The organism is Nocardia sp. NPDC056000, from assembly GCF_042269265.1.
GTDB lineage: Bacteria > Actinomycetota > Actinomycetes > Mycobacteriales > Mycobacteriaceae > Nocardia.
The window spans coordinates 135766-156820 of record NZ_JBHJXS010000009.1; the positions used below are offsets into that span (position 1 = coordinate 135766).

26 protein-coding genes are annotated in these 21055 nt (G+C 66.2%); 15 read left to right on the top strand and 11 right to left on the bottom strand.

Annotation, left to right across the window (positions count from 1 at the left end; all coding sequences use genetic code 11):
* Positions 1-66 precede the first annotated feature (66 nt).
* Positions 67-960 carry a DUF4437 domain-containing protein gene (locus ACFC4D_RS25865; protein WP_376067211.1) on the top strand — a complete coding sequence of 298 codons (894 nt, stop codon included), beginning with the start codon at positions 67-69 and terminating at the stop codon, positions 958-960.
* Between the two features lie 6 nt (positions 961-966).
* Here the strand turns inward: ACFC4D_RS25865 and arsM are convergent, their stop codons facing one another.
* Positions 967-1773: an arsenite methyltransferase gene (gene arsM / locus ACFC4D_RS25870; protein ID WP_376067213.1), complete on the bottom strand. Its 807-nt coding sequence runs from the start codon at positions 1771-1773 to the stop codon at positions 967-969.
* Between the two features lie 118 nt (positions 1774-1891).
* Between arsM and ACFC4D_RS25875 the strand changes: the two genes are divergently transcribed.
* From ACFC4D_RS25875 to ACFC4D_RS25905, 7 genes are all read left to right on the top strand, one after another.
* Complete coding sequence (locus ACFC4D_RS25875; protein ID WP_376067214.1) at positions 1892-2260, top strand: ArsR/SmtB family transcription factor; 369 nt, start codon at positions 1892-1894, stop codon at positions 2258-2260.
* Positions 2257-2994 carry an aquaporin gene (locus ACFC4D_RS25880; protein ID WP_376067215.1) on the top strand — a complete coding sequence of 246 codons (738 nt, stop codon included), beginning with the start codon at positions 2257-2259 and terminating at the stop codon, positions 2992-2994. Before ACFC4D_RS25875 ends, ACFC4D_RS25880 begins: the two co-directional genes overlap by 4 nt.
* A gap of 16 nt (positions 2995-3010) precedes the next feature.
* On the top strand, positions 3011-3445 hold the full coding sequence (locus ACFC4D_RS25885) for an arsenate reductase ArsC (protein ID WP_376067218.1): 435 nt from the start codon (positions 3011-3013) through the stop codon (positions 3443-3445).
* Between the two features lie 90 nt (positions 3446-3535).
* Entirely contained in the window at positions 3536-4279 is a 744-nt protein-coding gene (locus ACFC4D_RS25890; protein WP_376067221.1) for a GAF and ANTAR domain-containing protein, read from the top strand.
* 78 nt (positions 4280-4357) lie between these two features.
* Positions 4358-5065: a PAS and ANTAR domain-containing protein gene (locus tag ACFC4D_RS25895; protein WP_376067223.1), complete on the top strand. Its 708-nt coding sequence runs from the start codon at positions 4358-4360 to the stop codon at positions 5063-5065.
* A 91-nt stretch (positions 5066-5156) separates the two neighbouring features.
* Positions 5157-5483, top strand: coding sequence for a plasmid stabilization protein (locus ACFC4D_RS25900; RefSeq protein WP_376067226.1), 327 nt, complete (start codon positions 5157-5159; stop codon positions 5481-5483).
* 90 nt (positions 5484-5573) lie between these two features.
* Positions 5574-6017: a hypothetical protein gene (locus ACFC4D_RS25905; protein WP_376067229.1), complete on the top strand. Its 444-nt coding sequence runs from the start codon at positions 5574-5576 to the stop codon at positions 6015-6017.
* Positions 6018-6034: 17 nt separating this feature from the next.
* Here ACFC4D_RS25905 and ACFC4D_RS25910 read toward each other — a convergent pair whose 3' ends face one another.
* Positions 6035-6661 (bottom strand): TetR/AcrR family transcriptional regulator, encoded by a 627-nt coding sequence (locus ACFC4D_RS25910; protein WP_376067231.1) that lies wholly within the window; start codon positions 6659-6661, stop codon positions 6035-6037.
* Positions 6662-6739: 78 nt separating this feature from the next.
* Here ACFC4D_RS25910 and ACFC4D_RS25915 point away from each other — a divergent pair, with 78 nt between their 5' ends.
* Both ACFC4D_RS25915 and ACFC4D_RS25920 read left to right on the top strand, forming a co-directional pair.
* Positions 6740-7756 carry a GlxA family transcriptional regulator gene (locus ACFC4D_RS25915; RefSeq protein ID WP_376067234.1) on the top strand — a complete coding sequence of 339 codons (1017 nt, stop codon included), beginning with the start codon at positions 6740-6742 and terminating at the stop codon, positions 7754-7756.
* A gap of 94 nt (positions 7757-7850) precedes the next feature.
* Positions 7851-8465: a class I SAM-dependent methyltransferase gene (locus tag ACFC4D_RS25920; protein WP_376067237.1), complete on the top strand. Its 615-nt coding sequence runs from the start codon at positions 7851-7853 to the stop codon at positions 8463-8465.
* A 35-nt stretch (positions 8466-8500) separates the two neighbouring features.
* Here ACFC4D_RS25920 and ACFC4D_RS25925 read toward each other — a convergent pair whose 3' ends face one another.
* Both ACFC4D_RS25925 and ACFC4D_RS25930 read right to left on the bottom strand, forming a co-directional pair.
* Positions 8501-9136: a hemerythrin domain-containing protein gene (locus ACFC4D_RS25925; RefSeq protein ID WP_376067239.1), complete on the bottom strand. Its 636-nt coding sequence runs from the start codon at positions 9134-9136 to the stop codon at positions 8501-8503.
* A gap of 57 nt (positions 9137-9193) precedes the next feature.
* Positions 9194-9976, bottom strand: a complete 783-nt coding sequence (locus ACFC4D_RS25930) for an SDR family NAD(P)-dependent oxidoreductase (protein ID WP_376067242.1) — start codon at positions 9974-9976, stop codon at positions 9194-9196.
* A 79-nt stretch (positions 9977-10055) separates the two neighbouring features.
* Here ACFC4D_RS25930 and ACFC4D_RS25935 point away from each other — a divergent pair, with 79 nt between their 5' ends.
* The gene (locus ACFC4D_RS25935) at positions 10056-10661 is read left to right on the top strand and encodes a TetR/AcrR family transcriptional regulator (RefSeq protein ID WP_376067245.1); all 606 of its coding nucleotides are present in this window, start codon (positions 10056-10058) and stop codon (positions 10659-10661) included.
* Between the two features lie 11 nt (positions 10662-10672).
* Here ACFC4D_RS25935 and ACFC4D_RS25940 read toward each other — a convergent pair whose 3' ends face one another.
* Complete coding sequence (locus tag ACFC4D_RS25940) at positions 10673-11197, bottom strand: DUF4188 domain-containing protein (RefSeq protein WP_376067247.1); 525 nt, start codon at positions 11195-11197, stop codon at positions 10673-10675.
* A gap of 59 nt (positions 11198-11256) precedes the next feature.
* The gene (locus tag ACFC4D_RS25945) at positions 11257-11832 is read right to left on the bottom strand and encodes a hypothetical protein (RefSeq protein ID WP_376067249.1); all 576 of its coding nucleotides are present in this window, start codon (positions 11830-11832) and stop codon (positions 11257-11259) included.
* Positions 11833-12394: 562 nt separating this feature from the next.
* Between ACFC4D_RS25945 and ACFC4D_RS25950 the strand changes: the two genes are divergently transcribed.
* Positions 12395-13261, top strand: coding sequence for a dimethylarginine dimethylaminohydrolase family protein (locus ACFC4D_RS25950; protein ID WP_376067250.1), 867 nt, complete (start codon positions 12395-12397; stop codon positions 13259-13261).
* Positions 13262-13267: 6 nt separating this feature from the next.
* Positions 13268-14647, top strand: coding sequence for an MFS transporter (locus tag ACFC4D_RS25955; protein ID WP_376067252.1), 1380 nt, complete (start codon positions 13268-13270; stop codon positions 14645-14647).
* Here the strand turns inward: ACFC4D_RS25955 and ACFC4D_RS25960 are convergent, their stop codons facing one another.
* The 5 genes from ACFC4D_RS25960 to ACFC4D_RS25980 form a co-directional block, all read right to left on the bottom strand.
* On the bottom strand, positions 14648-15040 hold the full coding sequence (locus ACFC4D_RS25960) for a hypothetical protein (RefSeq protein ID WP_376067255.1): 393 nt from the start codon (positions 15038-15040) through the stop codon (positions 14648-14650).
* A gap of 127 nt (positions 15041-15167) precedes the next feature.
* Positions 15168-15563, bottom strand: coding sequence for a hypothetical protein (locus tag ACFC4D_RS25965; protein ID WP_376067257.1), 396 nt, complete (start codon positions 15561-15563; stop codon positions 15168-15170).
* A 94-nt stretch (positions 15564-15657) separates the two neighbouring features.
* Complete coding sequence (locus tag ACFC4D_RS25970) at positions 15658-16269, bottom strand: TetR/AcrR family transcriptional regulator (RefSeq protein ID WP_375957883.1); 612 nt, start codon at positions 16267-16269, stop codon at positions 15658-15660.
* Entirely contained in the window at positions 16266-17876 is a 1611-nt protein-coding gene (locus ACFC4D_RS25975) for an FAD-binding oxidoreductase (protein WP_376067260.1), read from the bottom strand. Before ACFC4D_RS25975 ends, ACFC4D_RS25970 begins: the two co-directional genes overlap by 4 nt.
* A gap of 127 nt (positions 17877-18003) precedes the next feature.
* Positions 18004-18324, bottom strand: coding sequence for a putative quinol monooxygenase (locus tag ACFC4D_RS25980; RefSeq protein ID WP_376067262.1), 321 nt, complete (start codon positions 18322-18324; stop codon positions 18004-18006).
* Positions 18325-18677: 353 nt separating this feature from the next.
* Between ACFC4D_RS25980 and ACFC4D_RS25985 the strand changes: the two genes are divergently transcribed.
* Positions 18678-19988, top strand: coding sequence for an FAD-binding oxidoreductase (locus tag ACFC4D_RS25985; RefSeq protein WP_376067264.1), 1311 nt, complete (start codon positions 18678-18680; stop codon positions 19986-19988).
* Positions 19989-20067: 79 nt separating this feature from the next.
* Positions 20068-21015, top strand: coding sequence for an NADP-dependent oxidoreductase (locus tag ACFC4D_RS25990; protein ID WP_376067825.1), 948 nt, complete (start codon positions 20068-20070; stop codon positions 21013-21015).
* Positions 21016-21055: the final 40 nt, after the last annotated feature.

The window sequence follows — 21055 nt, forward strand, 5'->3', positions numbered from 1 at the left end:
TCTTGTTTTGGTTATTGATAACAACTACATTTTGTATCGTAAATACCGCTCCACCCAGGAGGACCGATGCGTCCACACGTAGAGCTCATCGACGACCGCGACCTCATCGACCACTTCGCCGAGTTCGAACACGCCACCGGCAACGCCACCCAACGCCACCTCAGCTATGACGAGGAAGACGGATCAGCCTCTCTCAAGGTGCGTTTCGACACCGACTGGTCACGCCCGGCGGGCGTGCACCACGCGGAGACCGAGTGGTACGTCCTGTCCGGTCAGGTCACCATCGGCGATACCGTGCTCGGCGCCGAAGGGTTTTGGATGGCCCCCACCGGCGTACTCACACCGCCGATCTCGGTCACCGCGGGCACCGAGATCCTGCTGTTCCGCGAATACGGTGACTGGCACTTCGATCTCGCCGACAGCGATCGCGAATTCGTCCGCCCGGACCAGAAACTCGTCATCCTGAACTCCGCCGACATGCCGTGGATCGATGTGAAAGACGGCAGCCCAATGCGTTTCGACCTGGGTGGCACTCCAGTCCCCGGCCTGTACATCAAAATGCTGCACCGCGACGAACAGACCGGGTTCTACAGCCGTCTCATCAAAGCCAAACCGGGTTGGCGTGAAGCGCCCCTGGCGCACCACCCCTGTTCGGAGGAGGCGTACTGCCTCGACGGCGGGTTCGACTACAACTTCGGCAAAATGTGGCCCGGCACGTACTTCTGGCGTCCCGCGCTCATTCGGCACGGCGATTTCACCGCCGATGCCGACCAGGGCTGCACGTGGCTGGTCCGCTCCGACTCGGACCTGGTCGACTGGTACACCGACGATGCCACCGTCACCATGTCCGGCACACCCACGAACTGGGGCCCCGGCTACGAGCAAACCCTCGCACCGCGTTTCATCGAACCGGTCCGCTCCCGCTCGATCGGATCCTGGCCGGACCCCACCCACCAATAGTGGGTATCACTCGCAGCAACTCGGCCCGCAGCAAGGGGTTTCGGGCGCGGGCTTCACCGCCTTGACGATCGCCGAGACCATGCCGTCCGCCACGGAATGGGTTGGGGTGATTTCGATTTCGCCGAATCCGGCTGCGGCGAGGTTATCTCGGTATTCGGTGAACGACAGCGCGCCCGCGATGCAGCCGACGTAGTCTCCGCGCTCGGCGCGCTGAGCGGGGCTCAGCGTGTCTTCGGCTACGACGTCGCTGATCCCGATCCGGCCGCCCGGGACCAGGACTCGCGCCATTTCGGCGAATACCGCCGGTTTGTCGGTCGAGAGGTTGATCACGCAGTTGGAGATCACCACGTCAATAGCGTTGTCCGGCAAGGGGATCGACTCCATCGTGCCGTAGAGGAACTCGACGTTGGCCGCTCCGGCCTTGGCCGCGTTGGCCCGCGCCAGGGCCAGCATCTCGGTGGTCATATCCAGGCCATACGCCTTACCCGTCGGCCCGACTCGGCGCGCGGAGAGCAGCACATCGATCCCACCGCCGGACCCCAAGTCCAGCACCGTCTCCCCCGCACGCAGGTCGGCCACGGCGGTGGGATTCCCGCATCCGAGCGAGGCGGCCACCGCGGCGATCGGCAGTTGATCGCGGTCGCCCGCCGCGTACAGGCTGGCACCGAAGTTCTCATCGAGGTCGATCGCCCCGGTCGCGCAACATTCGCTACCGCAACAGTCCTGGGCAGTCTCACCGTGACCGACCGCGAGGGCGGCTGCCGCATAGCGCTCACGCACGGTCTCACGCAGCTGATCGATGGGCTCCGGCATGGGACTCACGTCCTTTCGACGCACCCGGGAGCAAGTCAATCACCACGTTCACCGGGTTGTATTGATATCTATCGATGCAAGTGTGGCGCACTGTATCGATATCTGTCAATATTGACGAGTGTCGAAACAAGAACTCCCGTTGATCGCCTCGGCGGACTGCTGCACCACTACGCTGTCGTCGCCGCTGGACCCCGAGACCGCGGTGGACCTGGCGAGTGCGTTCAAGGCGCTCGGCGATCCGATCCGGCTGCGCCTGCTGTCGCTGATCGCCGCCGCGGGCGGCGAGGAAGTCTGCGTGTGCGAGCTGACTCCCGCGTTCGAGCTGACCCAGCCCACCATCTCCCATCACCTCAAAGTGCTGCGCGAGGCGGGCCTGCTGACCTCGCAGCGGCGCGGCACCTGGGTGTACTACCGGGTTGTTCCGCAAGCGCTGCAACGTCTTTCCGACATCCTCGCGCCCGCCGCTTCCACCCTCTCGCGCGCATGAGCGACTCCGGCACCCCGCCGTTGGCGCGGCGGCTGGCGGCCGAAGCCATCGGCACCGCCGCCCTGGTCGCGATCGTCGTCGGCTCCGGCATTGCCGCACAGCAACTCTCACCGAATCAGGTCGGATTGCAGTTGCTGGAGAATTCCACCGCGACGGTCTTCGGTCTCGCGGTGTTGATCCTGCTCTTCGGTCCGGTCTCGGGAGCGCACTTCAATCCCGCTGTCTCCCTGGCTGATTGGCTCGCGGGCCGCCGCACCGGCAGCGGCCTGACAGCATCGCACGCGGGCGCGTATTGCCTCGCGCAAACCGGCGGCGCGATCACCGGCGCGGTGCTGGCGAACGTCATGTTCAACCAGTCCGCCGCCCAGATCTCGACACACACCCGCGCCGACACCGGCCACTTCATCGGCGAAATCGTCGCCACCGCAGGACTTATCGCGCTCATCTTCGCCCTCGCCCGCACCGGCCGCTCCGCGCTGGCCCCGGCGGCGGTCGCCGCCTGGATCGGCGCGGCCTACTGGTTCACCAGCTCCACCAGCTTCGCCAACCCCGCGGTCACCATCGGCCGGATCTTCACCGACACTTTCGCCGGAATCGCCCCCACCTCGGCCCCGACGTTCATCACCGCCCAAGTGCTGGGCGCGTTGGCGGGACTCGGTGCGATTGCCTACTTCTACCCCGCACCATCCACGGCTGCCGACGATGTCGTCGTCCCTTCCGGCACCGTGAAGTGAAAGGCACTATCTCGCAATGACATCCATCAAACCAAGTGTGCTGTTCGTATGCGTCCACAACGCCGGCCGCTCACAAATGGCCCAGGGCCTGCTCACCCACCTCGCGGGCGAGCGCGTCGAAGTCCGCTCCGCCGGAACAGCACCCGCCGACACCCTCAACCCCGTAGCCGTCGCGGCCATGGCCGAACTGGGCATAGACATCATCGACCAAACCCCGCGAATCCTCACCCCCGACACCGTCGAAACCTCCACGATCGTGATCACCATGGGCTGCGGCGACACCTGCCCCTACTTCCCCGGCGTCTCCTACCGCGACTGGAAACTCGACGATCCCGCCGGTCAGGGCATCGACCAGGTCCGCGCCATCCGCGACCAAATCGCCACCCACATCCGCGATCTGCTCACCGAACTCGGCCTCACCCCAAGCGATCAGGGCGTCCGGGAGCTCTGAACGTCAGGCCGCGACCCCGTTGAACAGGAAACGGGTGTCGATCGCGCGGGCAGGGGTACCCGTTATGGCGAATAACGAACGGAGGTGCGTATGCCCTACGACAGTGAAGCGTTCCTGCGGGCGCTGTCCCGCTTCGCACGTCTGCTGCCGACCGACTACGACATGGCCACGGCGCTCGATGAACTCGTCGACGCGGTGATGAATGTGCTCGAGCTCGCGGGGGCCGGGGTATCCCTCGAATCAGCGGGATCATTGCGGTTCGTGACAGCGCCGAACCCCGCGATCGCCGCGATCGAACAGTGTCAGGAAACGACCCAGCAGGGGCCGTGTGTGGCCGCGTTCCGCAGCGGCAGGCCGGCACCGATCACCGATCTGGCCGAGCGGGTGCCGCAGTGGCCCGAGTACACCGCCGTCGCCGCCCGGCACGGACTTCGCGCGGCCGCCGGTATCCCGATGCGATTGGGCGAGAACAGCATCGGCGCGGTCAACCTCTATGACAGCAAAGTCCGCGCCTGGCATCGAACCGAGCTCGAAGCCGCCTGCGTGCTGGCGGATATGGCAACCGGGTACCTGGTCAACGCCGACAAACTCACTCAGCTCCATCAGCTCAGCGCCCAACTGCAACACGCGCTCGATTCCCGGGTGATCATCGAACAGGCCAAAGGCATGATCGCCACCCGCAATGACATCCCCATGGACGAAGCGTTCCAGCTCATCCGCCGGTATGCCCGCACGAATCAGTTGCACCTGCGCGCGGTAGCCCACGCGATCGTCGAAGGCGGACTGCGGATTTCGCCGGAGGACACGCGCTCGGGCGCGCCCGACCGGCCATGACTGTGACGATGCGATCTCAATCAAGACCGGACAGCCGACTTACCGGATGAAAGGGCTGGTGGGGGCGATAATTGGACGGTGAACGAACCACTGGACCAGACCGTTGCCGCAGCCCTTGCGGGTGGTGACGCGCGCGTGAGTCGTCCCGGTGCGGGCAGTTTCCGGTTCTGGTTCGCGACGCAGCGGTGGGAGTGGTCCCCCGAGGTGTATCGGATGCACGGCTATACCCCGGGCGAGATCGAACCGACCACCGATCTGCTGTTGGCGCACAAGCATCCCGAGGATCGCGAACATGTCGCCGAAGCCATCGCGCGATCGATCGATCAGGGCACGCCGTTCTCGAGTCGCCACCGCTTCATCGATGTCACCGGGGCCGAGCACACCGTGATGGTGGTCGCCGACCGCATCGTCGACGACGAGGGAATACCGGTCGGCACCGCGGGCTTCTATATCGACCTCGGCGAGATGCTGGCGGAGATCGAACACGAAACACTGCACGCCACCCTGCCCGAGGTGATCGAGGCCCGCGCGGAGATCGAACAGGCCAAGGGCGTGCTCATGCGCATGTACCGCATCAACGCCGAACAGGCATTCAAGGTCTTGACCTGGCGTTCGCAGGAGACCAACACAAAACTGCGAGTGCTGGCCGCGCAACTGCTGTTCGAACTGCCGCAGGTACCGCAGGCGCCACCCGCCACAATCGCGGCATTCGACCACATTCTGCTGACGATGCACACACGCGTACCGAATCACACCGCACAGCGCGCACCTGAGCACGACAGCTGAAAGCACGATTCGCGATACGGCAATTCCGTCCCGCACGTTTGGGCGCGGGCGTTCCGGGAACGGCGATGGTGTCACCGATCAGGAGGACGCCATGCCGAAGGAATGGACCGACAAGCAGGAACGGCAATACGAACACATCCGGGATTCGGCCGAGGATCGCGGTCAGAGTGAGAAACGCGCCGAGGAAATCGCTGCGCGCACGGTTAATAAGAACCGCGCCCGGGCAGGGCAGACGAAAACCGCCAGCCGAACCTCATTGGAGGGCAAATCACCGCAGCAGCGCGGTGGGCAGCGGTCGGGCCGCAAAGGTCCCAAAGGTCTGACCCGCGACCAGCTCTACAACGAGGCTCGCCAGCGAAATATCAAGGGCCGCTCCACCATGACGAAGGCCCAGCTCGCCACGGCGCTCGGTAAGTAGCGCACCCCACCGACCCGGCATCGCGATATTCGATAACCGCGCACCCGGTGGCTATCCCGCGATGTCCTGCAATTCTTCGAGGAGCCTGTGATGAATTTTGACGAATCCTACGGTGAGACACCGAGCACGCAGTTCACCGATGAGACCCCGAGCGCACACTCCACGCTGCTGCGCCTCAACGCGGTCATGAAAGACCTGAATTGGCACGCGGACACGCTCCCGAACCCGCCCGTGGATCCCCCCGAGCCCATCCCGACCGAGCCGCCCATCGAGCCGGTGCCCGCACCACCGTCGCCCGTGCCGACACCGCCGTCACCTGCCCCGGTTCCGCCCGTGCCCGAACCGTCGCGGCCCTTCCCGGAACCGCCAGCCCCTGGCGAGCCCGCACCATTCCCGGAGCCACCCTCGCCGGGCCAGCCCGCACCATTCCCGGAACCGCCCTCGCCGGGCCAGCCCGCACCATTCCCGGAACCGCCCGGACCGGGCGAGCCCTCCCCCATGCCGAATCCGCAGGTTTTCCAATACGTCCGCTGAGGCGGTCGTCAGCACGATCAGTGATCTGGGGCCGCGGGCACGAGTCGATCGGCCCAGTCGCGCGGCAGCGCGGCACACGAGACCTCGGCTAACTCGCGTAGCCGAGGTGTGGGAGTTCCCAAGCGGCTCAACTGAATCAGGCCCTGCGCGACCATGACGATATGCGCGCTGAGTGCGGACAGGGTCGCTTCGTCCACCTCGCCTGCCGTTGCGATGGCGGGCCGAAGACGTTCGGCGACACCGTGTTCCATGGCGGTGGTCGTGCGGGTGCCGATGGCGGCGACCTCCGGAAAACGGTCACCGAACAAGGCGATGGAGTTGATCATCAGGCAGCCGCGGCGATCCGGATGCGCGGCGCAATCATTCACCACAGCCTCCAGCAGCGCGCGTACCGCCGCGCGGGGCGTGCCGGGCGCGGTGACGATGACATCGCGAATGAATCGGGCGCGGCGAGCGCAGTACCGTTCGAAGGCCGCCAGGAACAGCCCGCGTTTGCTGCCGTAGGCGGAGTAGATGCTGCCGTTGCCGACACCCGTCGCGAGTGAGACATCTTCCACAGACGTGGCATCGAAGCCCTTGGCCCAGAACAGCTCCGTCGCGGCGTCGAGCAGGTCCGATTCATTGAATTGCCGCGGCCGTGCCATGCCTCACCGTACCAATCGGTTCGTCCGGGCTGCTCCCGCGCCTTGTTCTGGAGGCATGACTCCAGAATAATGGTTGTCATGTCCTCCAATCGCACCGCGCCGTTACGCCGCAGAGTCGGGATCCTGGTTTTCGACGGTGTCAAAATGCTCGACTTCGCCGGTCCTGCGGAGGTATTCGTCGAGGCCAACCAATCGGTCGATGGGTACGAGGTTGTGCTGGTCTCGCCCGACGGGTCCGACGTGCAGACTTCGATCGGGGCGCGAATCCAGGTCAGCGGCGCGGCGGCGGACTCCGGATCGTTCGATACCGTGGTGATTCCGGGCAGTGAACAGCATCCGTCCAAGTTCGTAACGCCCGAAGTGCTGGCCGCAACCAGGTATCTGTCCTGGAATACCCGCCGACTGGCGTCGGTGTGCAGCGGCACCTTCGTACTCGCCGATCTCGGCATGCTCGACGGTCGCAATGCCACCACGCATTGGAAGTTCACCAGGGATCTGGCGGCTCGCTTTCCCAAGATCGCGGTGGATCCCGACGCGATCTTCGTGCGCGATGGAAACCTCTACAGCTCAGCCGGAGTGGTGGCCGGGGTCGATCTGGCGCTGGCGCTGGTGGAGGAGGATCACGGTGCCGACGTCGCGCGGCGCGTGGCGCAATCACTGGTGGTCTACATGCAGCGCGCGGGCGGGCAATCGCAGTTCTCGGCATCGCTGAGCGGGCCTGCCGCCCGAAGTCCGCTGGTGCGCAGGGTGATCGACCTGATCTGTGCGGATCCGGCGTACCCGCACACTGTGCAAACCCTGGCCGCGCACGGTCAGGTCAGCGTCCGCCATCTCACCCGCCTGTTCCGCACCGAGGTGGAGCGCTCCCCTGCCGAGTACGTCGCCTATATCCGCTTCTGCCTGGCGCGGGACATGTTGCACGCCGGGCAGAGCGTGACCGAGGCCGCCATGGCGGCCGGATTCGGCACCAGCGAGGCATTGCGCCGGGCTTTCATTGCGCGCCTGGGTATTTCGCCGCGCAAGTATCAGCAGCGGTTCCGCTCCACCGGATCGGCCGCCGGACTGGATCCGGCTTTCGAACAGGCTGTGTCCTGATGCCGAACCCTGCTCACCTCCCACCGGGCGCGAACCCTCGAAGCCGGTGGTGGCACAGTGGACCCGACACCGTCCGAACCACGAGGAGCAGCCGATGAGCGGTCGTACCCCCAGCCATTGGGAGGAGCTCATCGCTGCCGATCCCGCGCATTCGACCTGGTACGTGGAGCGGTTCCGGACATTGGCGGCCGAGGGCACCGATATCGCCGGGGAAGCGCGCATGGTCGATGCCATGCTCGACCGGGGCAGCCGGGTGCTCGACGCGGGGTGCGGTCCGGGCCGCGTGGGCGGATATCTGCACGGTGCCGGGCACACCGTGGTCGGCGTCGATATCGATCCCGTCCTTATCGCCGCCGCCGAACAGGACTACCCCGGCCCGACCTGGCTGGTCGGCGATCTCGCCGAACTGGACCTGCCGGGACGCGGTGTGGCCGCCGACTTCGATGTCATCGTGTGCGCGGGCAACGTGATGACCTTCCTCGCGCCGTCCACGCGCGCAGCGGTGCTCTCCGGTTTTGCCGGGCATCTCGCCCCGACCGGCCGGGTGGTCACCGGCTTCGGCGCCGATCGCGGCTACGACTTCCCCGAATTCCGCGCCGACGCCGAAAAGTCCGGTCTCACACTGGATTTGCAGCTCGCCACCTGGGATCTGCGCCCCTTCACCGACGATTCGGACTTCCTGGTGGCGGTGTTCTCCCGCACCCCGTGACCGCATCCGCGCGAGAATGACCGCGCACCAATCGGTTACACCCAACCGCGACGCCGACTGACATAGCGCGGCTCGAGCACATAGCGGTACAGGCCGCGCACGGCGCCCGGCATGAAACCGAGCATTTTGGCCCTGGATTCGGCGGGCGCGTCATCCAGCGCCCACGGCAGATATTCGGTGATGGCGCGGGTGCCGTTGCGCTTGCGCATCTCCTCACCGAACGCGGCCCATCCGCGGCCGCCGACGGTGCGGTCGATCAGCGGCAGGGCCACCTGTTCCTCATGCGTGAAATGGGTGTCGAGCGCCGCGGCCAGTGCGTCCACATCGGCTCGCAAGCGCTGGGCGCCAACGGAATTGGCGACACCGTATTCCACCTTGGACAGCAGGTCCACGATGCCCTCGTGCTCGGCTTCCATCTCGTCCAGGATCGCCAGATCCGCCGGATCATCGGCCGCGGCGCGCACCAATGGCCACAGCGCCGCATCCTCGGTGCTGTGATGCCGGTCGAGCTGGCGCAGGAAGGTCTCCCATCCGACGCGCACCGATCGCTGCCCGAGGCGGTCCTCGGCGACGGCGGCCGATAGGCGGATCAGATCGCGCATGCACGCGTCGTGAGCCAGATACATTCCGAAGAAATCGATGGTCGTTGTCGGCCTGTGGTCGTTCAGCATTCTCGTCAACCGTTCTCGTTCAACTCTTTTGGGTGTGTCAGGGGCTCGGGCACGCGGTCACGGCATGACCGAACCACCGGCGATATCGAGCGTGATGCCAGTGATCCAGGACGATGCGGCCGAGACCAGGAATAGCGTCGCGGCGGCGATATCGTCGGGTGTGCCGAGCCGTCCCAACGGGTAGCCGCGCCCCAATTGCTCTCGCTGTTCCTCGGACATGAAGCTCCGCATGCGATCGTTCTCGACCGCGGCGGGCGCCACGCAGTTGACTCGAACCCCCTGCGGTGCAAGCTCATTGGCCAGATGGCGAGTCATTCCGACCACTCCCGCCTTCGCCGCGGAGTAGGCGGCCGCGGCGCGACTGGCCTGCCGGCCCGCGGAGGAGGCCATCGTGACGACCGCGCCGCCGTGTGCGGTCAATTCCGGCAGGAAAGCCGAGATGGTCAGGAAGGTCGCGGTGAGATCGGAATCCACCACGTGCCGCCAATGGTCGGGCGTCTCCTTGACCGAGGGCACCGGCTGGCCGTAACCACCGGCGAAGGCGATCACGATGTCTACCTTGCCGAATCGAGCCAGGACCTGGGCATGTAGCCGGTCCAGGTCAGTTGCGGAAGTGCAATCGGCCACCGCCGCCAGCGCCCGGCCGCCGGTGTCGGTGATCGCGGCCGCGACGCCGTCCAGCGCGGCTTGATCGCGGCCCACCACCGCGACGTCAACTCCGTTGCGGGCCAACGCGATTGCGGTGGCAGCGCCGATGCCCCGCGAGCCGCCGGTCACCACGGCGGTCCTGCCCGCCAGATCCGGGTGGTTGCCCAGCACCACAACCCCTGAAGTAGTCACGCCACTGTCCTTTCGCCCTCATTTAATTAATTAGACGGACTGTATGAATGAATCAGGTTCACCAGGTACTGTCAAGGCCATGAGCCCGCGTCAATACAATCTGGGGAAGCGCACCGCGCAGATCGAGCAGAGCCGCCGACAGGTTCTCGACGCCGCTCGGGAAGTGCTGGGCGGGGCCGATAACTACACCGGATTCACCCTGGACGCGATTGCCAAGCGCGCGGATGTGGCCCGCGCAACCGTCTACTACCAGTTCAAATCCAAGACCGGTCTGCTGGAAGCGGTCTGCGACGACCTCGCCGCGGAGGGGGGCCTGCCCGAACTGGTCAAAGCCTTCACCAACCCTGAACCACCCGCAGCGCTCACCGAATTCATCGCCTGCTTCGCGCGCTTCTGGCAGGCCGATCGCCCCGCCATGCGCCGGCTACGCGCGCTGGCCGCCCTCGACGCCGATGTCCATGCGGTCATCAGCGCCCGCGATGAGCGCCGCCGTGAAGGTTTGACGGTGCTGGCCAAACGCTTCACCGACGAAACCGCGGGAGCCACCGACCATCAGGTTCGAATCCTGCTGGCCCTCACCAGCTTCGAAACATTCGACACCATGATCGGATCGGACGACGACCTGTTCGACGCGGTCCCGGTGATCGCCGATCTCGCCGCCACCGTGCTGGGAGCGAACGCGTAGCAGCGACGTAGTCATTCTCGTCCGTCAGTGGACGACCCATACAGGTCGGCTTCGGAGACGGCCGCATCAGCGGACTCGGCGCGCCCCATCCGCGCCGCCGACCCGAACATCGGCCCGCGCGCAGGCACATTCGGCGCGAATCGCATGAACCCGATGGCCTCGGGCACATCGACGTAGACCGCCTCCATACCCCCTGTCATGGAATAGGTTTCGTGCCAGAAGCCCGTTCCCCCGCTGTCGCGCAAGAAGTCTCGCCACCACACCCGATGGGGCTCCGATCGCGCGAACGCCAGCAGTGATTCCATATCCCGCCAGTATTGCCGCATCCCGACATTCGCCGGAAACAGCGAGTAGACAACCGTTTCGTGCAGCAGCAGCCCATCCGGCTGATCCTGCGCCGATGCCGCGATTTTGGGCCCGAACCCCAGCAGGGTCCGCAACCCGTACAGTCGATTGACCCGCATGCCCAGGTAGATGACGATCAGATCGGGATAGCCGGACAAATCCACGGTCTGCCGATTCACTCGCGTTCCCATACGAATCATTCAACGCCCGACACCGGCCCGCGCGCACTACTCATTCCCGATCGCCCTGGTTAGGCGGGCGGCAACGCACGCTGCCGCACCGCGATCATGTGCTCACGCGGAGTCCACGCGTCCACCCACACCGGTGCCTCGAGCTCGGCGTCAGCAACTTCGAGGTCGGCGCGCGCCGCGACGCTGAACTCTTTGCGCAGCCGGTATGCCTCCCGAATGATCAGCAGCCAGTCATCGTCCCCGTTCATCTCCCCCTGCGCGAACCACTCCATGGTCCACGTACACCTGTTGAGCTCATCCCCCACCGCCACCGCCTTCGGACTCCCCAGCAACTGCACCTCCTGCCACCGCTGAATCCGCTCCCGCTCCAACTCCCCCAACCGAACAATCCCCTCCTGCAACGACATCCCCTCCACATCACTCACCCCCGCCCGTATCCGCACCAGCCGCGCCGCCAAGGTATGCATCCCCCGGGTGACGATCAAATACTCCGAATACACCTGCAATCGCCGCTCATCCCACCGCGCCCCCTGAGTCCGATTCCATTTCGACCGTTCATTGACATACGACGCGAGAAACGTAATCGCTCCACCGATCACCACCCCGCTCAACGTCCCGAGTAACTGCGCAAACACACCCAAATACTATCCACCCCAACACCTTCGGCACCGAATCGAACAATCGATCTGGAATCCACTGTGGGACGTGCTGTATCAGCAACACTTGGCGCTGTTCGGTTGCGCCATAGGCTCGCCCGAGGGTCACCAAGTTCGTTCCCGCCCTGGCTTGATGCAGGAAGCGGTCGTGGCGGTTGCTACGGGTACGACCGCTCAGCGATCGTCTCGCGATCATGATTGGCAATCAGGAACATAACGCGCGTGAATCGTGCGCCGCGTCACGTGAGGACGGCCACCGCGGCGATAACGATCTCGAATACCGGAGGTTTCCATACGGTCGCGTTTCATACGAGTGCTGATGGCGCAGTCGAGGAAAACCTATGGTGGGTCCATATTTCTCCTCGGAGTGTGGCGTGGCGCGCCGATGGAACCGCGACCCATACTCCCGATATCGTCACTCGTTATGCCCGATAGCGATCCTCGAGTACGTGTAGACAGTGAATTTGCGCCGCTGCGCACCGTGGTCGTCTCTCAGAGCGAATTCCGAGCACCCGACGCCCCGGAGGTCCTCGGGCATTCGATGCCGGTTGAGGCGAGCGCCGTGGAAATCCTGGAGGCGGTGTGGGGTCGGGACTTCGGGGCGGTGTATCCCGATAAGCAGCGTGCGTGGGAGGCCGAGCGTGATGAGCTTGCCGCGGTGCTGGGACGGCACGGTGTGCAAGTGCTGCGCCCCCGGCTGTTCACCGCGGACGAGAAGGCCGCCGCGGGTCCAACCGGCTATGCCAATTTCTTCGTCCGTGATCCGTGGTTCACCGTGGGCGACCACGTCATCGAAGGCGTGCTGCAATTCCCGCACCGACGCATGGAGGTACTGCCGAGCCGGGATCTGCTGCTCGAACGCGTCATGCCCTCCCCCGCGCACTATGTCTCATTGCTGCAGCCCGGCATCGCACCGCTGGGCGATCCGGGGCCGGGACCGTTCCTGGAGGGCGGCGATGTGCTGGTGCTCGGCACCCAGATCCTGGTGGGATGTTCGGGTATGGCCACCAATGAGATCGGCCACCGCTGGCTCGCGAAATACCTCGAGCCCTTCGGTTTCACCGTGCTCCCGGTGCGACTCCCCTCGCATGTGCTGCACCTGGATTGTGCGATCGGCCTGGTTCGCGAGGGGCTGCTGATCGCCTGCCGCGACCGGCTGCCTGACGGGTTGCCCGCACCGCTGCGCGAATGGGAGGTCATCGAGGTGAGTGAGGACGAGGCGGCCGCGATGGCCACCAACGGCCTGCCCATCGATTCGAGCACCTACATCACCGACCCCGAATTCGACCGCGTCGGAAGCGAATTGCAGGCGCGCGGGATCACGGTCGAATACATCGATTTCTCGGTGTCACGGCTGTTCGGCGGCGCGTTCCGCTGCTCGACCCAGCCTCTGCTGCGCGCCAACTGACCGCCGATGACATCGCAGGACGGCGGCGACCGACCGCACCAGCATGACGCACTGAATCGGTTGCGGCACAATACTACTCGCGCGACGGAGCACGGCGTCGAGCTGGTGAAGCACGCCGCGCGAGCCAATGGAGCACTGGAGTCCGGGCTGACCGCTCTCCTGCGGGCGACGGTCGCCAATTTCGCGACGGACGCCGCCATCGCGGTCGCCCTCGCGAATACGCTGTTCTTCGCCAGTCCGGCCACCCAGTCCCGGGTGAATGTGGCGCTCTACCTGCTGATGACGGTCGCACCGTTCGCAGTGATCGCCCCGGTCATCGGGCCGCTGCTGGATCGGGTGCAGCGCGGACGGCGGGTGGCATTGGCCGCGACGTTCGCCTTGCGGGTCGTGGTCATCGTGCTGCTGATCTTCAATCTCGACGGATGGGCGCTGTACCCGCTGGCATTGACCACGATGGTGTTGAGCAAATCATTCTCGGTACTCAAGAGCGCGATCACCCCGCGCGTCCTGCCGCCCGGAATCGACCTGGTGCGCACCAACTCCCGGCTCACGGTGTTCGGATTGGTGGGTGGTTCGATCATCGCGGGCGGTATCGCGGCGGGGGTGGCGTTGCTGTTCCATTCCACCGGCGCGCTGGTCGTGGCCGCACTGTTGGCCGGAGCCGGAGCCGTACTGAGCCTTCGCATTCCGAGCTGGGTGGAGGTCACCGAAGGCGAAGTGCCCGCCACCCTCGGACACTCGCGAGAGCAGGGGAGCGATCACCACTCCGTACTACCGGCGCGACAACCCTTGGGACGCACGGTAATCGCGGGCCTGTGGGCCAATGGCGCGATTCGGGTACTGACCGGTTTCCTGACCTTCTATGTCGCGTTCGTGGCCAAAAGCAGTGGCGAATCGGCCCTGCGGCAGGCGGTCATGCTGGCCGCCGCCGGTGCCGCGGCCGGAATCGGAAACTTCACCGGCAATTTTGTCGGCGCGCGCACCGAACTCGGCAAGCCGAGAACGGTCATCGTGGCGTGCGCACTGAGCTGTGTCGCGATCGCGGTGGCGGCAGCACTGCTGGACAACCTGGTGGGCGCGGTGCTGGCGGCATTGGTCGCATCGGCTTCCACTGCGCTGGCGAAGGTTTCGCTCGATGCCACAATTCAGGACGCGCTGCCGCCGGAATCGATCGCGTCGGGGTTCGGGCGCAGCGAGACGGTCCTGCAGCTCGCCTGGGTCACCGGCGGCGCGCTGGGAGTGCTGCTGCCGACACAGTACTGGAAGGGATTCACCGTCGTGGCGGTACTGATGGCGATCGCATGCATCGGATCGGCGGTGACCTACCGGGGACATTCGCCACTCCCGACCCGCCATCGCGAGCCGAAAGCGGCTGGGCCGCAATAACTATGCGCGGCGGCAGTCGCTGGCGGTCGATATCGTCGCGTTGTCATTGATATCGGAATCGGCCAGCTCCACATGGACCGTGCACAGCACCCGATCACCCGTGCGCAGCTCCGCGATCGCGGGCTGCGGCACCAGCGTAATGGTGGGCAGCCCACTGCCGCGGATGGCCAGGGCCGGTGTCTGCTCCGGCACACTCTTGATCACGCAGGAGATCCCGGGCGAACAATTGGCGATGAAGGCCAACTCACCATCCCACCGCGGATTCCCCAGGGTCGTATTCAGATTGACCAGGAGCAACCAAATCCCGCCCACCGCGATCACGACGGCGCACACCATCCCCACCAGCACCCACATCGCATCGTCGAGTATCCGCCGCACCCGCGACCAGTCCATAACGTTCCCTTCCCCGCCGCCGGATTCCGGCGTGAGGTCTGACGTTATCGGTTGGGCGTGTGGCGTTTTCGGCAGAATTGGGGAGATTTCGTGCGGATTCCCGCAGGCCAAGGCCGATCCACCGGGTCTATGCGCGGCGGCAGTTGGTGACGGTCGAGGTCAGCTGTGGGTCGTTGGCGGCCTGCCCCCACGCGAAGATCTCCACGTGGACGGTGCACATCACCTGATTACCGGTACGCAGGCCCGCGATCTGGGGCTGCGGGGACGCCGAGATGGTGTCATGACCTCTGTCGATGGCCAGGCGCGGTGTGCGCTCGGGCACGCTGGTAATGGTGCACGGCAGTGCGGGCGGGCAATAGGCGATGAAGGGCACCTCACCATCCCAGGTCGATCCCCCGAGGGCCGTGTCGAGCCGGTTCCCCAGCCACCACAGCCCGCCCACCAGGATCACACAGGCGACCAGCATGCCTGCCAGCACCCACATCGTGGCGCCGAGTAGTCGGCGCGCACGTGACCTGTCCATGACGTTCCCTCCCCCATCGCCGGGTACCGGCGCGAGGTCTGACGTTATCGGTTGGGCGTGCGGGGTTTTCGGTGTTCTCGTGCAGATTCGGTGATCATTCCCGTGCGGGTTGCCGGATGGCGGTGAATACGCGCAGGCAGCGTTCGGTCATATCGGCGGGGGTGTGGTCGGGATGGTCGGTCCACCAGGCGATGGTGCTCGATACGATGCTGAACCACCAGGTGAGCAGGAGTGAATGGTCTTCTGCGGCGGTGATTCCCGCGCCGGAGAGGACCTCGGCGACGCCTTCGGAGCCCATGGTGTTGAGCGCGTCCTGGTAGGTCCGGGCGAGATCGTGGGCCGCGCTCGGGCGGGGCAGGGTGCTGTCGTAGATGATTCGCCAGTTCTGGGTGCGTCCGTCGAGGGCGTGGAAGATGCCGGTGAGGGTGGCGAGGGCTTTGCCCTGTGCACCGTGTACGACCTGGGCGCGGGCGACCGCCTCGACCAGGCTCTCGCCCGCGTTGCGTACGCATGCGGCGTGCAAGCCGTCGCGGGAACCGAAGTAGGTGTAGATCAGCGGTTTGGAAACCCCTGCCGCACGGGCGATTTCGGCGAGCGAGGCATGGGTGTAGCCGCGCGCGCCGAATTCGGCCGTGGCGATATCGAGGATCTGCTGTTCGCGCTGTTCGCGCGGTACGCCTTTGGTTCCCGCCCGGCTCGCGGTCATCGTCGTGCCACGGGGTCGATCAGCACGCCGGGGTTGAGGATTCCGGCCGGGTCCAGTGCCGATTTCGACGCGCGCAGGGCGACAGCGAACGGTTCGGGGCGCTGCAGGTCGTACCAGGGCCGGTGGTCGCGTCCGACGGCGTGATGATGGGTGATGGTGCCACCGGCGCTCGAGAGTGCCTGCGACACAGCGGCTTTGATCTCATCCCACTGTTCGACCGTCCGGCCCCAGCGACCGGCGGCGTAGATCCCGAAATACGGTGCGGGCCCGTCGGGGTAGACGTGGGTGAACCGGCAGGTCACCACGCCGGCGATGCCGAGGGATTCGAACGCTTTCGCCGCCGCGGCATGCACCGCGTCTCGCAATTCGTCGAAACGGTCCCAGGTGCAGGCGGTTTCGAAGGTTTCCACGATCATCGACTGCGCGGCCAGCGCATCACGCTGATACGGCATGCGCAGGAATGAGGACCGCCAGGTGTCCGCCGCCCCGGTGCGCGCCTGTTCCTGTTCGGAATCGGCCGAGCGCACGCCCTCGGGGGCCTGCCCGCCGTGGTCGCGGCAGATCTGCAATGCGCGCGAGATCGACTCGTCCACAGGGTGATCCGCGGATTCGAAGCCCAGCACGAGCACCCCGCCGGAGGTGGGCGTACCCGCGTTGAGGAACGCCTCCACCGGATCCAGCAGTCGGCAGTTCGCCGGGAACAGCCCCGACTGCGCGATCTCGCGGGTCGCGGTCACGGCGGCGGCATAGTCGTCGAAGATCACCGATGCGCCCGCTCGCCAGCGCGGGCGCGTCTGCAATCGCATCCACGCTTCGGTGATGACGCCCAGGATCCCCTCGGATCCGAGGAACATGCGATCCGGTGACGGTCCCGCGCCCGAACCAGGCAGCCGGCGGGATTCGCTGATCCCGACCGGTGTCACCACCCGCATCGATTCGACCATGTCATCGATATGGGTGTAGACGGTCGCGAAATGCCCACCCGCCCGCGTCGCCAACCATCCACCGAGAGTGGAGAATTCGAACGATTGCGGGAAATGCCGCAGCGTCAGCCCCTCGGGGCGCAATGCCTGTTCGAGATCGGGTCCGAGCATTCCGGCTTGGATCCGCGCCGCCCGGCTGACCCGATCGATCTCCACGACCCGGTTCAATCGGCCGAGGTCCAGGGACACCACCCCGGCGAAGTCGGCGATACCGCGCGGCTCCACCCCGCCCACCACCGACGTGCCGCCGCCGAATGGGATCACCGCGACCCCTGCCTGGGCGCACCAGTCCAGCACATCGACGACATCGCGTTCGGTGCGCGGCCGCACCACCAGATCCGGCACCTGCTCGACCTGACCGAGCAGCATTCGCACCACATCCCGGAATGCCTGCCCATGACTGTGCGCGACACGATCCCGCAGATCCCGAGAGCCCAACTCCGCCAGCGCATCCGGGAGCTGAATCCGTGACTCGGGTACCGCCAGCGCATCGAGCGCCGGCGGCTCGTGCACCGACAGGTCCGCTCCCGGAAGCAGATTCGCGACCCGCTTGGTCAGCGTGGCTCGCTCCGCCTCACCGACCGCGTCCTCGACATTCCCCCAGCCCCACCACGACCGCGTCACAGCCGTCTCCTCTCGACCCGTCAGGCAATTGACTGCAAGGTAATTTACTCGCGGTTCAATTGCAATGGCGCGCGAAGAACGCCCAGGCCACGACCTCGGGCCTCCTCAGCCGGTGACCGGTGGGTTATTAGGCGATTCCGCCGTGAAAGTGCACGGTATGGCCGTAATGCCCTTCGGGCTGCCCAGCCAGCAGCGCGGGAACCTGACGGCTCACCGCCGCGACCGGCTCGGACCGCGTGGTCGCGTCATGTGCCGCTTTATCGACCCACAGCTGTGTCAGCCACACCGTGTCCGGATCATCGACGGCTGCATTGATACTGAAGGAGATCAGCCCGCCATCCTGATCACCCGCGCGCAATCCCGCCAGGAGCACGGCGATCAGCTCATCCCGCCGACCAGGTAGCGCGGTCATGCGCCCGTAGACGCTGAACATATTCTCGCCGGACATAGTCGCCCTTTCGCATGATCGATCCGCGTTCGAGGCTACCCGCCGCGATGTCGCGGTACCGCGATCGCAAAGCGCACTGTTCCCAATCGATTTCATCGGCCACCCGCGCGGAGCCGTCCGCGATCGCGCGCAATCCCCGGGCAAATCAGGCGACACATTAGGGCACATGACCGATGCGCCGGAGTGTGCCCGCTTCGTACGGTCGGTGGCCGGGATCGGACTGCGGGAATGGGTGCAGCGCCGTGACTGGTGGCCGGGGCGCGCGGTGCTCCGGCGGGTTGATGTCACACATCCGGATGCTGTGTCGTCAATCAGGCAGTAACCCGGCAAACAAGAGTGGATGAGGGAAGAGAATGGGTATCGAGAACCTGCGCACGAACCTTCGCGGTGGTGTGCTGCTGCCGGGCGACGCTGACTTCGAGCGGGCGTCACAGCCGTGGAACTCCGCGGTGCGGCAGTCGGTGGCGGCGGTGGTCGAGGTGGCCGACGCGCAGGATGTGGCGGCGGTGCTGGAGTACGCCGGTGGATCGGGGCGGGTGGTGGTGACGCAGCCGACCGGGCACGGGGCGACCGGGGATATCGATGGGGCGATTCTGGTGCGCACCAAGCGATTCGACCGCGTCGAGATCGATGCTGAGCAGCGGGTGGCGCGGGTCGGCAGCGGCGTGGCGTGGGGTCGGGTGCAGGCCGCGGCCGCCGCGCACGGGCTCGCCGGGCTGTCGGGCAGCAATCCGGTGGTGGGCGTGACGGGGTACACGCTCGGTGGCGGATTCGGTTGGTTCGCAAGGAAATACGGCTGGGCCGCGAATGCGGTACGCGCACTGGAGATCGTCGATGCCGCGGGACGTCCGCAGCGGGTCACCGCCGAATCCGATCCGGAACTGTTCTGGGCATTGCGCGGTGGCGGTGGCGATTTCGCGATCGTCACCGGGCTGGAGTTCGAATTGGTCACGCTGCCCGAGCTTTACGGCGGACGGGTGATGTGGTCGGCCGAGCGCGCGCGAGAGGTGTTCGACGTGTTCACCGAGCTCACCACCGATGCGCCGGACGAGCTGTCGGTGTGGTTGCAGCGCTTCCAGATTCCGGGTGCGGCACCGATGATCGCCCTCGACTTCGCCTACCTCGGCGATCCGGCGCAGGGGCGGGAGCTGACCGGCGCGCTCGATTCCCTGGGCGACGCGGCGGTCGATACCCGTGGCGCGCTCACCCCGGCACAGATTGGCACCATTACCGCCGAGCCGACCGATCCGAGCCCCTCGCTCTCGCGTGGCGAGCTGCTCACCGATCTCGATGACGCGGTGATCAAGACCCTCATCGACGCTCCGGTCGCCCCGCTGCTCAATATCCAGATCCGCAATCTGGGCGGCGCGCTCGCCCAGGACGCACCCGGGCGCGGCGCGCGCGGCGCGGTCACCGAACCGTACGCGCTCTACCTGCTCGGGCTCGGCCTGCCGCAGCTGATCGACGCGGTCGGCGAACGATTCGGGGAGATCGTGGACGCCCTGGGCTCGCACATCACCGGGGCCAAGCCGTACACCTTCCTCGCCCCCGGTGAGTCCGCCGCCGCGGCCTTCGATCCGGAGACACTGGCGCGGCTGCGCGAGATCAAGCGAAATCGCGACCCGCACAACGTTATTCGCGCGAACTTCCCCGTTCAGGACTGACTTCTCGGTGGTGCGGGGCAACGACTGTCCCGCACCACCGGCCTACCACCGATCTGGAGTAATCATGACTCGCACCACCATGACCGCGGCCCGCATGCCCAAGGCGGGCCGTGCCGCCGAACTCGTCGTCGAGCCCGCGCCCTACCCGCGCGCCGCGGTCGGCGACGTGATTGTCCAGGTGCATGCCGCCGCCTTCACCCCCGGTGAATTGGATTGGGAGCCAACCTATGTGGACCGCACCGGCCGGGACCGCACCCCGGCGATTCCGGCGCGGGACGTGTCGGGGGTGGTGGTCGAACTCGGGTTCGGTACCAATCCGAGCGATCTGCGGGTCGGCGACCGCGTCTTCGGCATGATCGACCGCTACCGCGACGGGGCCGCCGCCGAGTACGTCGCGGTGGAAGGCCGCGATCTGGCGCTGCTGCCGCCCGAGGTCGACCATGTCCAGGCCGCCTCGCTGCCCATGTCGGGTCTCACCGCGTGGCAGGCGCTGTTCGTGCATGGCGGCCTCGTTGCCGGGCAGCGGGTGGTGATCCACGGTGCGGGCGGCGCGGTGGGCCAGTTCGCCGTTCAGCTCGCCCGCAATATCGGCGCGGAGGTGATCGGCACCGGCCGCACCCGTGACCGCGACGCCGTTCTGGGGGCGGGTGCGACGACCTTCCTCGATCTCACCGGCGACTCGCTCGAACCTCTCGATGGCACAGCCGATCTGGTCTTCGACATGATCGGCGGCGATATCCTGGCCCGCTCCACCGCGCTGATCGCTCCCGGCGGCACGCTGGTCTCCATCGCCGCTCCGCCCGCGGTGCAGCCTCCCACCGGGCGCGCGGTCTACTTCATCGTCGAGCCCAACCGCGCCCAACTCGCCGAATTGGCGCGCGGCGTCGCCGCCGGTGAACTCGTGATGCCCACTCCCGTGCTCTATCCGCTGACCGAGGCCCAGAAAGCGTTCTCCGACAAGGAGAACGGCGTCCCCGGCAAGTTCATCCTCCGCAACGAGAACGTTGTCTCGAACGGATCACACTGAGCATGCGAACCGGCCCCCACTTCCTGGGGCACAGTACGCG

Bases quoted from the DNA above. Each gene is read 5' to 3' on its own strand.
- ACFC4D_RS25885 (WP_376067218.1), top strand. From the start codon at position 3,011: ATGACATCCATCAAACCAAGTGTGCTGTTCGTATGCGTCCACAACGCC.
- ACFC4D_RS25920 (WP_376067237.1), top strand. From the start codon at position 7,851: ATGAGCGGTCGTACCCCCAGCCATTGGGAGGAGCTCATCGCTGCCGAT.
- ACFC4D_RS25905 (WP_376067229.1), top strand. From the start codon at position 5,574: ATGAATTTTGACGAATCCTACGGTGAGACACCGAGCACGCAGTTCACC.
- ACFC4D_RS25965 (WP_376067257.1), bottom strand. From the start codon at position 15,563: ATGGACAGGTCACGTGCGCGCCGACTACTCGGCGCCACGATGTGGGTG.
- ACFC4D_RS25940 (WP_376067247.1), bottom strand. From the start codon at position 11,197: ATGGGAACGCGAGTGAATCGGCAGACCGTGGATTTGTCCGGCTATCCC.
- ACFC4D_RS25960 (WP_376067255.1), bottom strand. From the start codon at position 15,040: ATGGACTGGTCGCGGGTGCGGCGGATACTCGACGATGCGATGTGGGTG.
- arsM (WP_376067213.1), bottom strand. From the start codon at position 1,773: ATGCCGGAGCCCATCGATCAGCTGCGTGAGACCGTGCGTGAGCGCTAT.
- ACFC4D_RS25950 (WP_376067250.1), top strand. From the start codon at position 12,395: ATGCCGGTTGAGGCGAGCGCCGTGGAAATCCTGGAGGCGGTGTGGGGT.
- ACFC4D_RS25970 (WP_375957883.1), bottom strand. From the start codon at position 16,269: ATGACCGCGAGCCGGGCGGGAACCAAAGGCGTACCGCGCGAACAGCGC.
- ACFC4D_RS25990 (WP_376067825.1), top strand. From the start codon at position 20,068: ATGACCGCGGCCCGCATGCCCAAGGCGGGCCGTGCCGCCGAACTCGTC.
- ACFC4D_RS25935 (WP_376067245.1), top strand. From the start codon at position 10,056: ATGAGCCCGCGTCAATACAATCTGGGGAAGCGCACCGCGCAGATCGAG.
- ACFC4D_RS25955 (WP_376067252.1), top strand. From the start codon at position 13,268: ATGACATCGCAGGACGGCGGCGACCGACCGCACCAGCATGACGCACTG.
- ACFC4D_RS25900 (WP_376067226.1), top strand. From the start codon at position 5,157: ATGCCGAAGGAATGGACCGACAAGCAGGAACGGCAATACGAACACATC.
- ACFC4D_RS25915 (WP_376067234.1), top strand. From the start codon at position 6,740: ATGTCCTCCAATCGCACCGCGCCGTTACGCCGCAGAGTCGGGATCCTG.
- ACFC4D_RS25980 (WP_376067262.1), bottom strand. From the start codon at position 18,324: ATGTCCGGCGAGAATATGTTCAGCGTCTACGGGCGCATGACCGCGCTA.
- ACFC4D_RS25890 (WP_376067221.1), top strand. From the start codon at position 3,536: ATGCCCTACGACAGTGAAGCGTTCCTGCGGGCGCTGTCCCGCTTCGCA.
- ACFC4D_RS25880 (WP_376067215.1), top strand. From the start codon at position 2,257: ATGAGCGACTCCGGCACCCCGCCGTTGGCGCGGCGGCTGGCGGCCGAA.
- ACFC4D_RS25925 (WP_376067239.1), bottom strand. From the start codon at position 9,136: ATGCTGAACGACCACAGGCCGACAACGACCATCGATTTCTTCGGAATG.
- ACFC4D_RS25910 (WP_376067231.1), bottom strand. From the start codon at position 6,661: ATGGCACGGCCGCGGCAATTCAATGAATCGGACCTGCTCGACGCCGCG.
- ACFC4D_RS25985 (WP_376067264.1), top strand. From the start codon at position 18,678: ATGGGTATCGAGAACCTGCGCACGAACCTTCGCGGTGGTGTGCTGCTG.
- ACFC4D_RS25865 (WP_376067211.1), top strand. From the start codon at position 67: ATGCGTCCACACGTAGAGCTCATCGACGACCGCGACCTCATCGACCAC.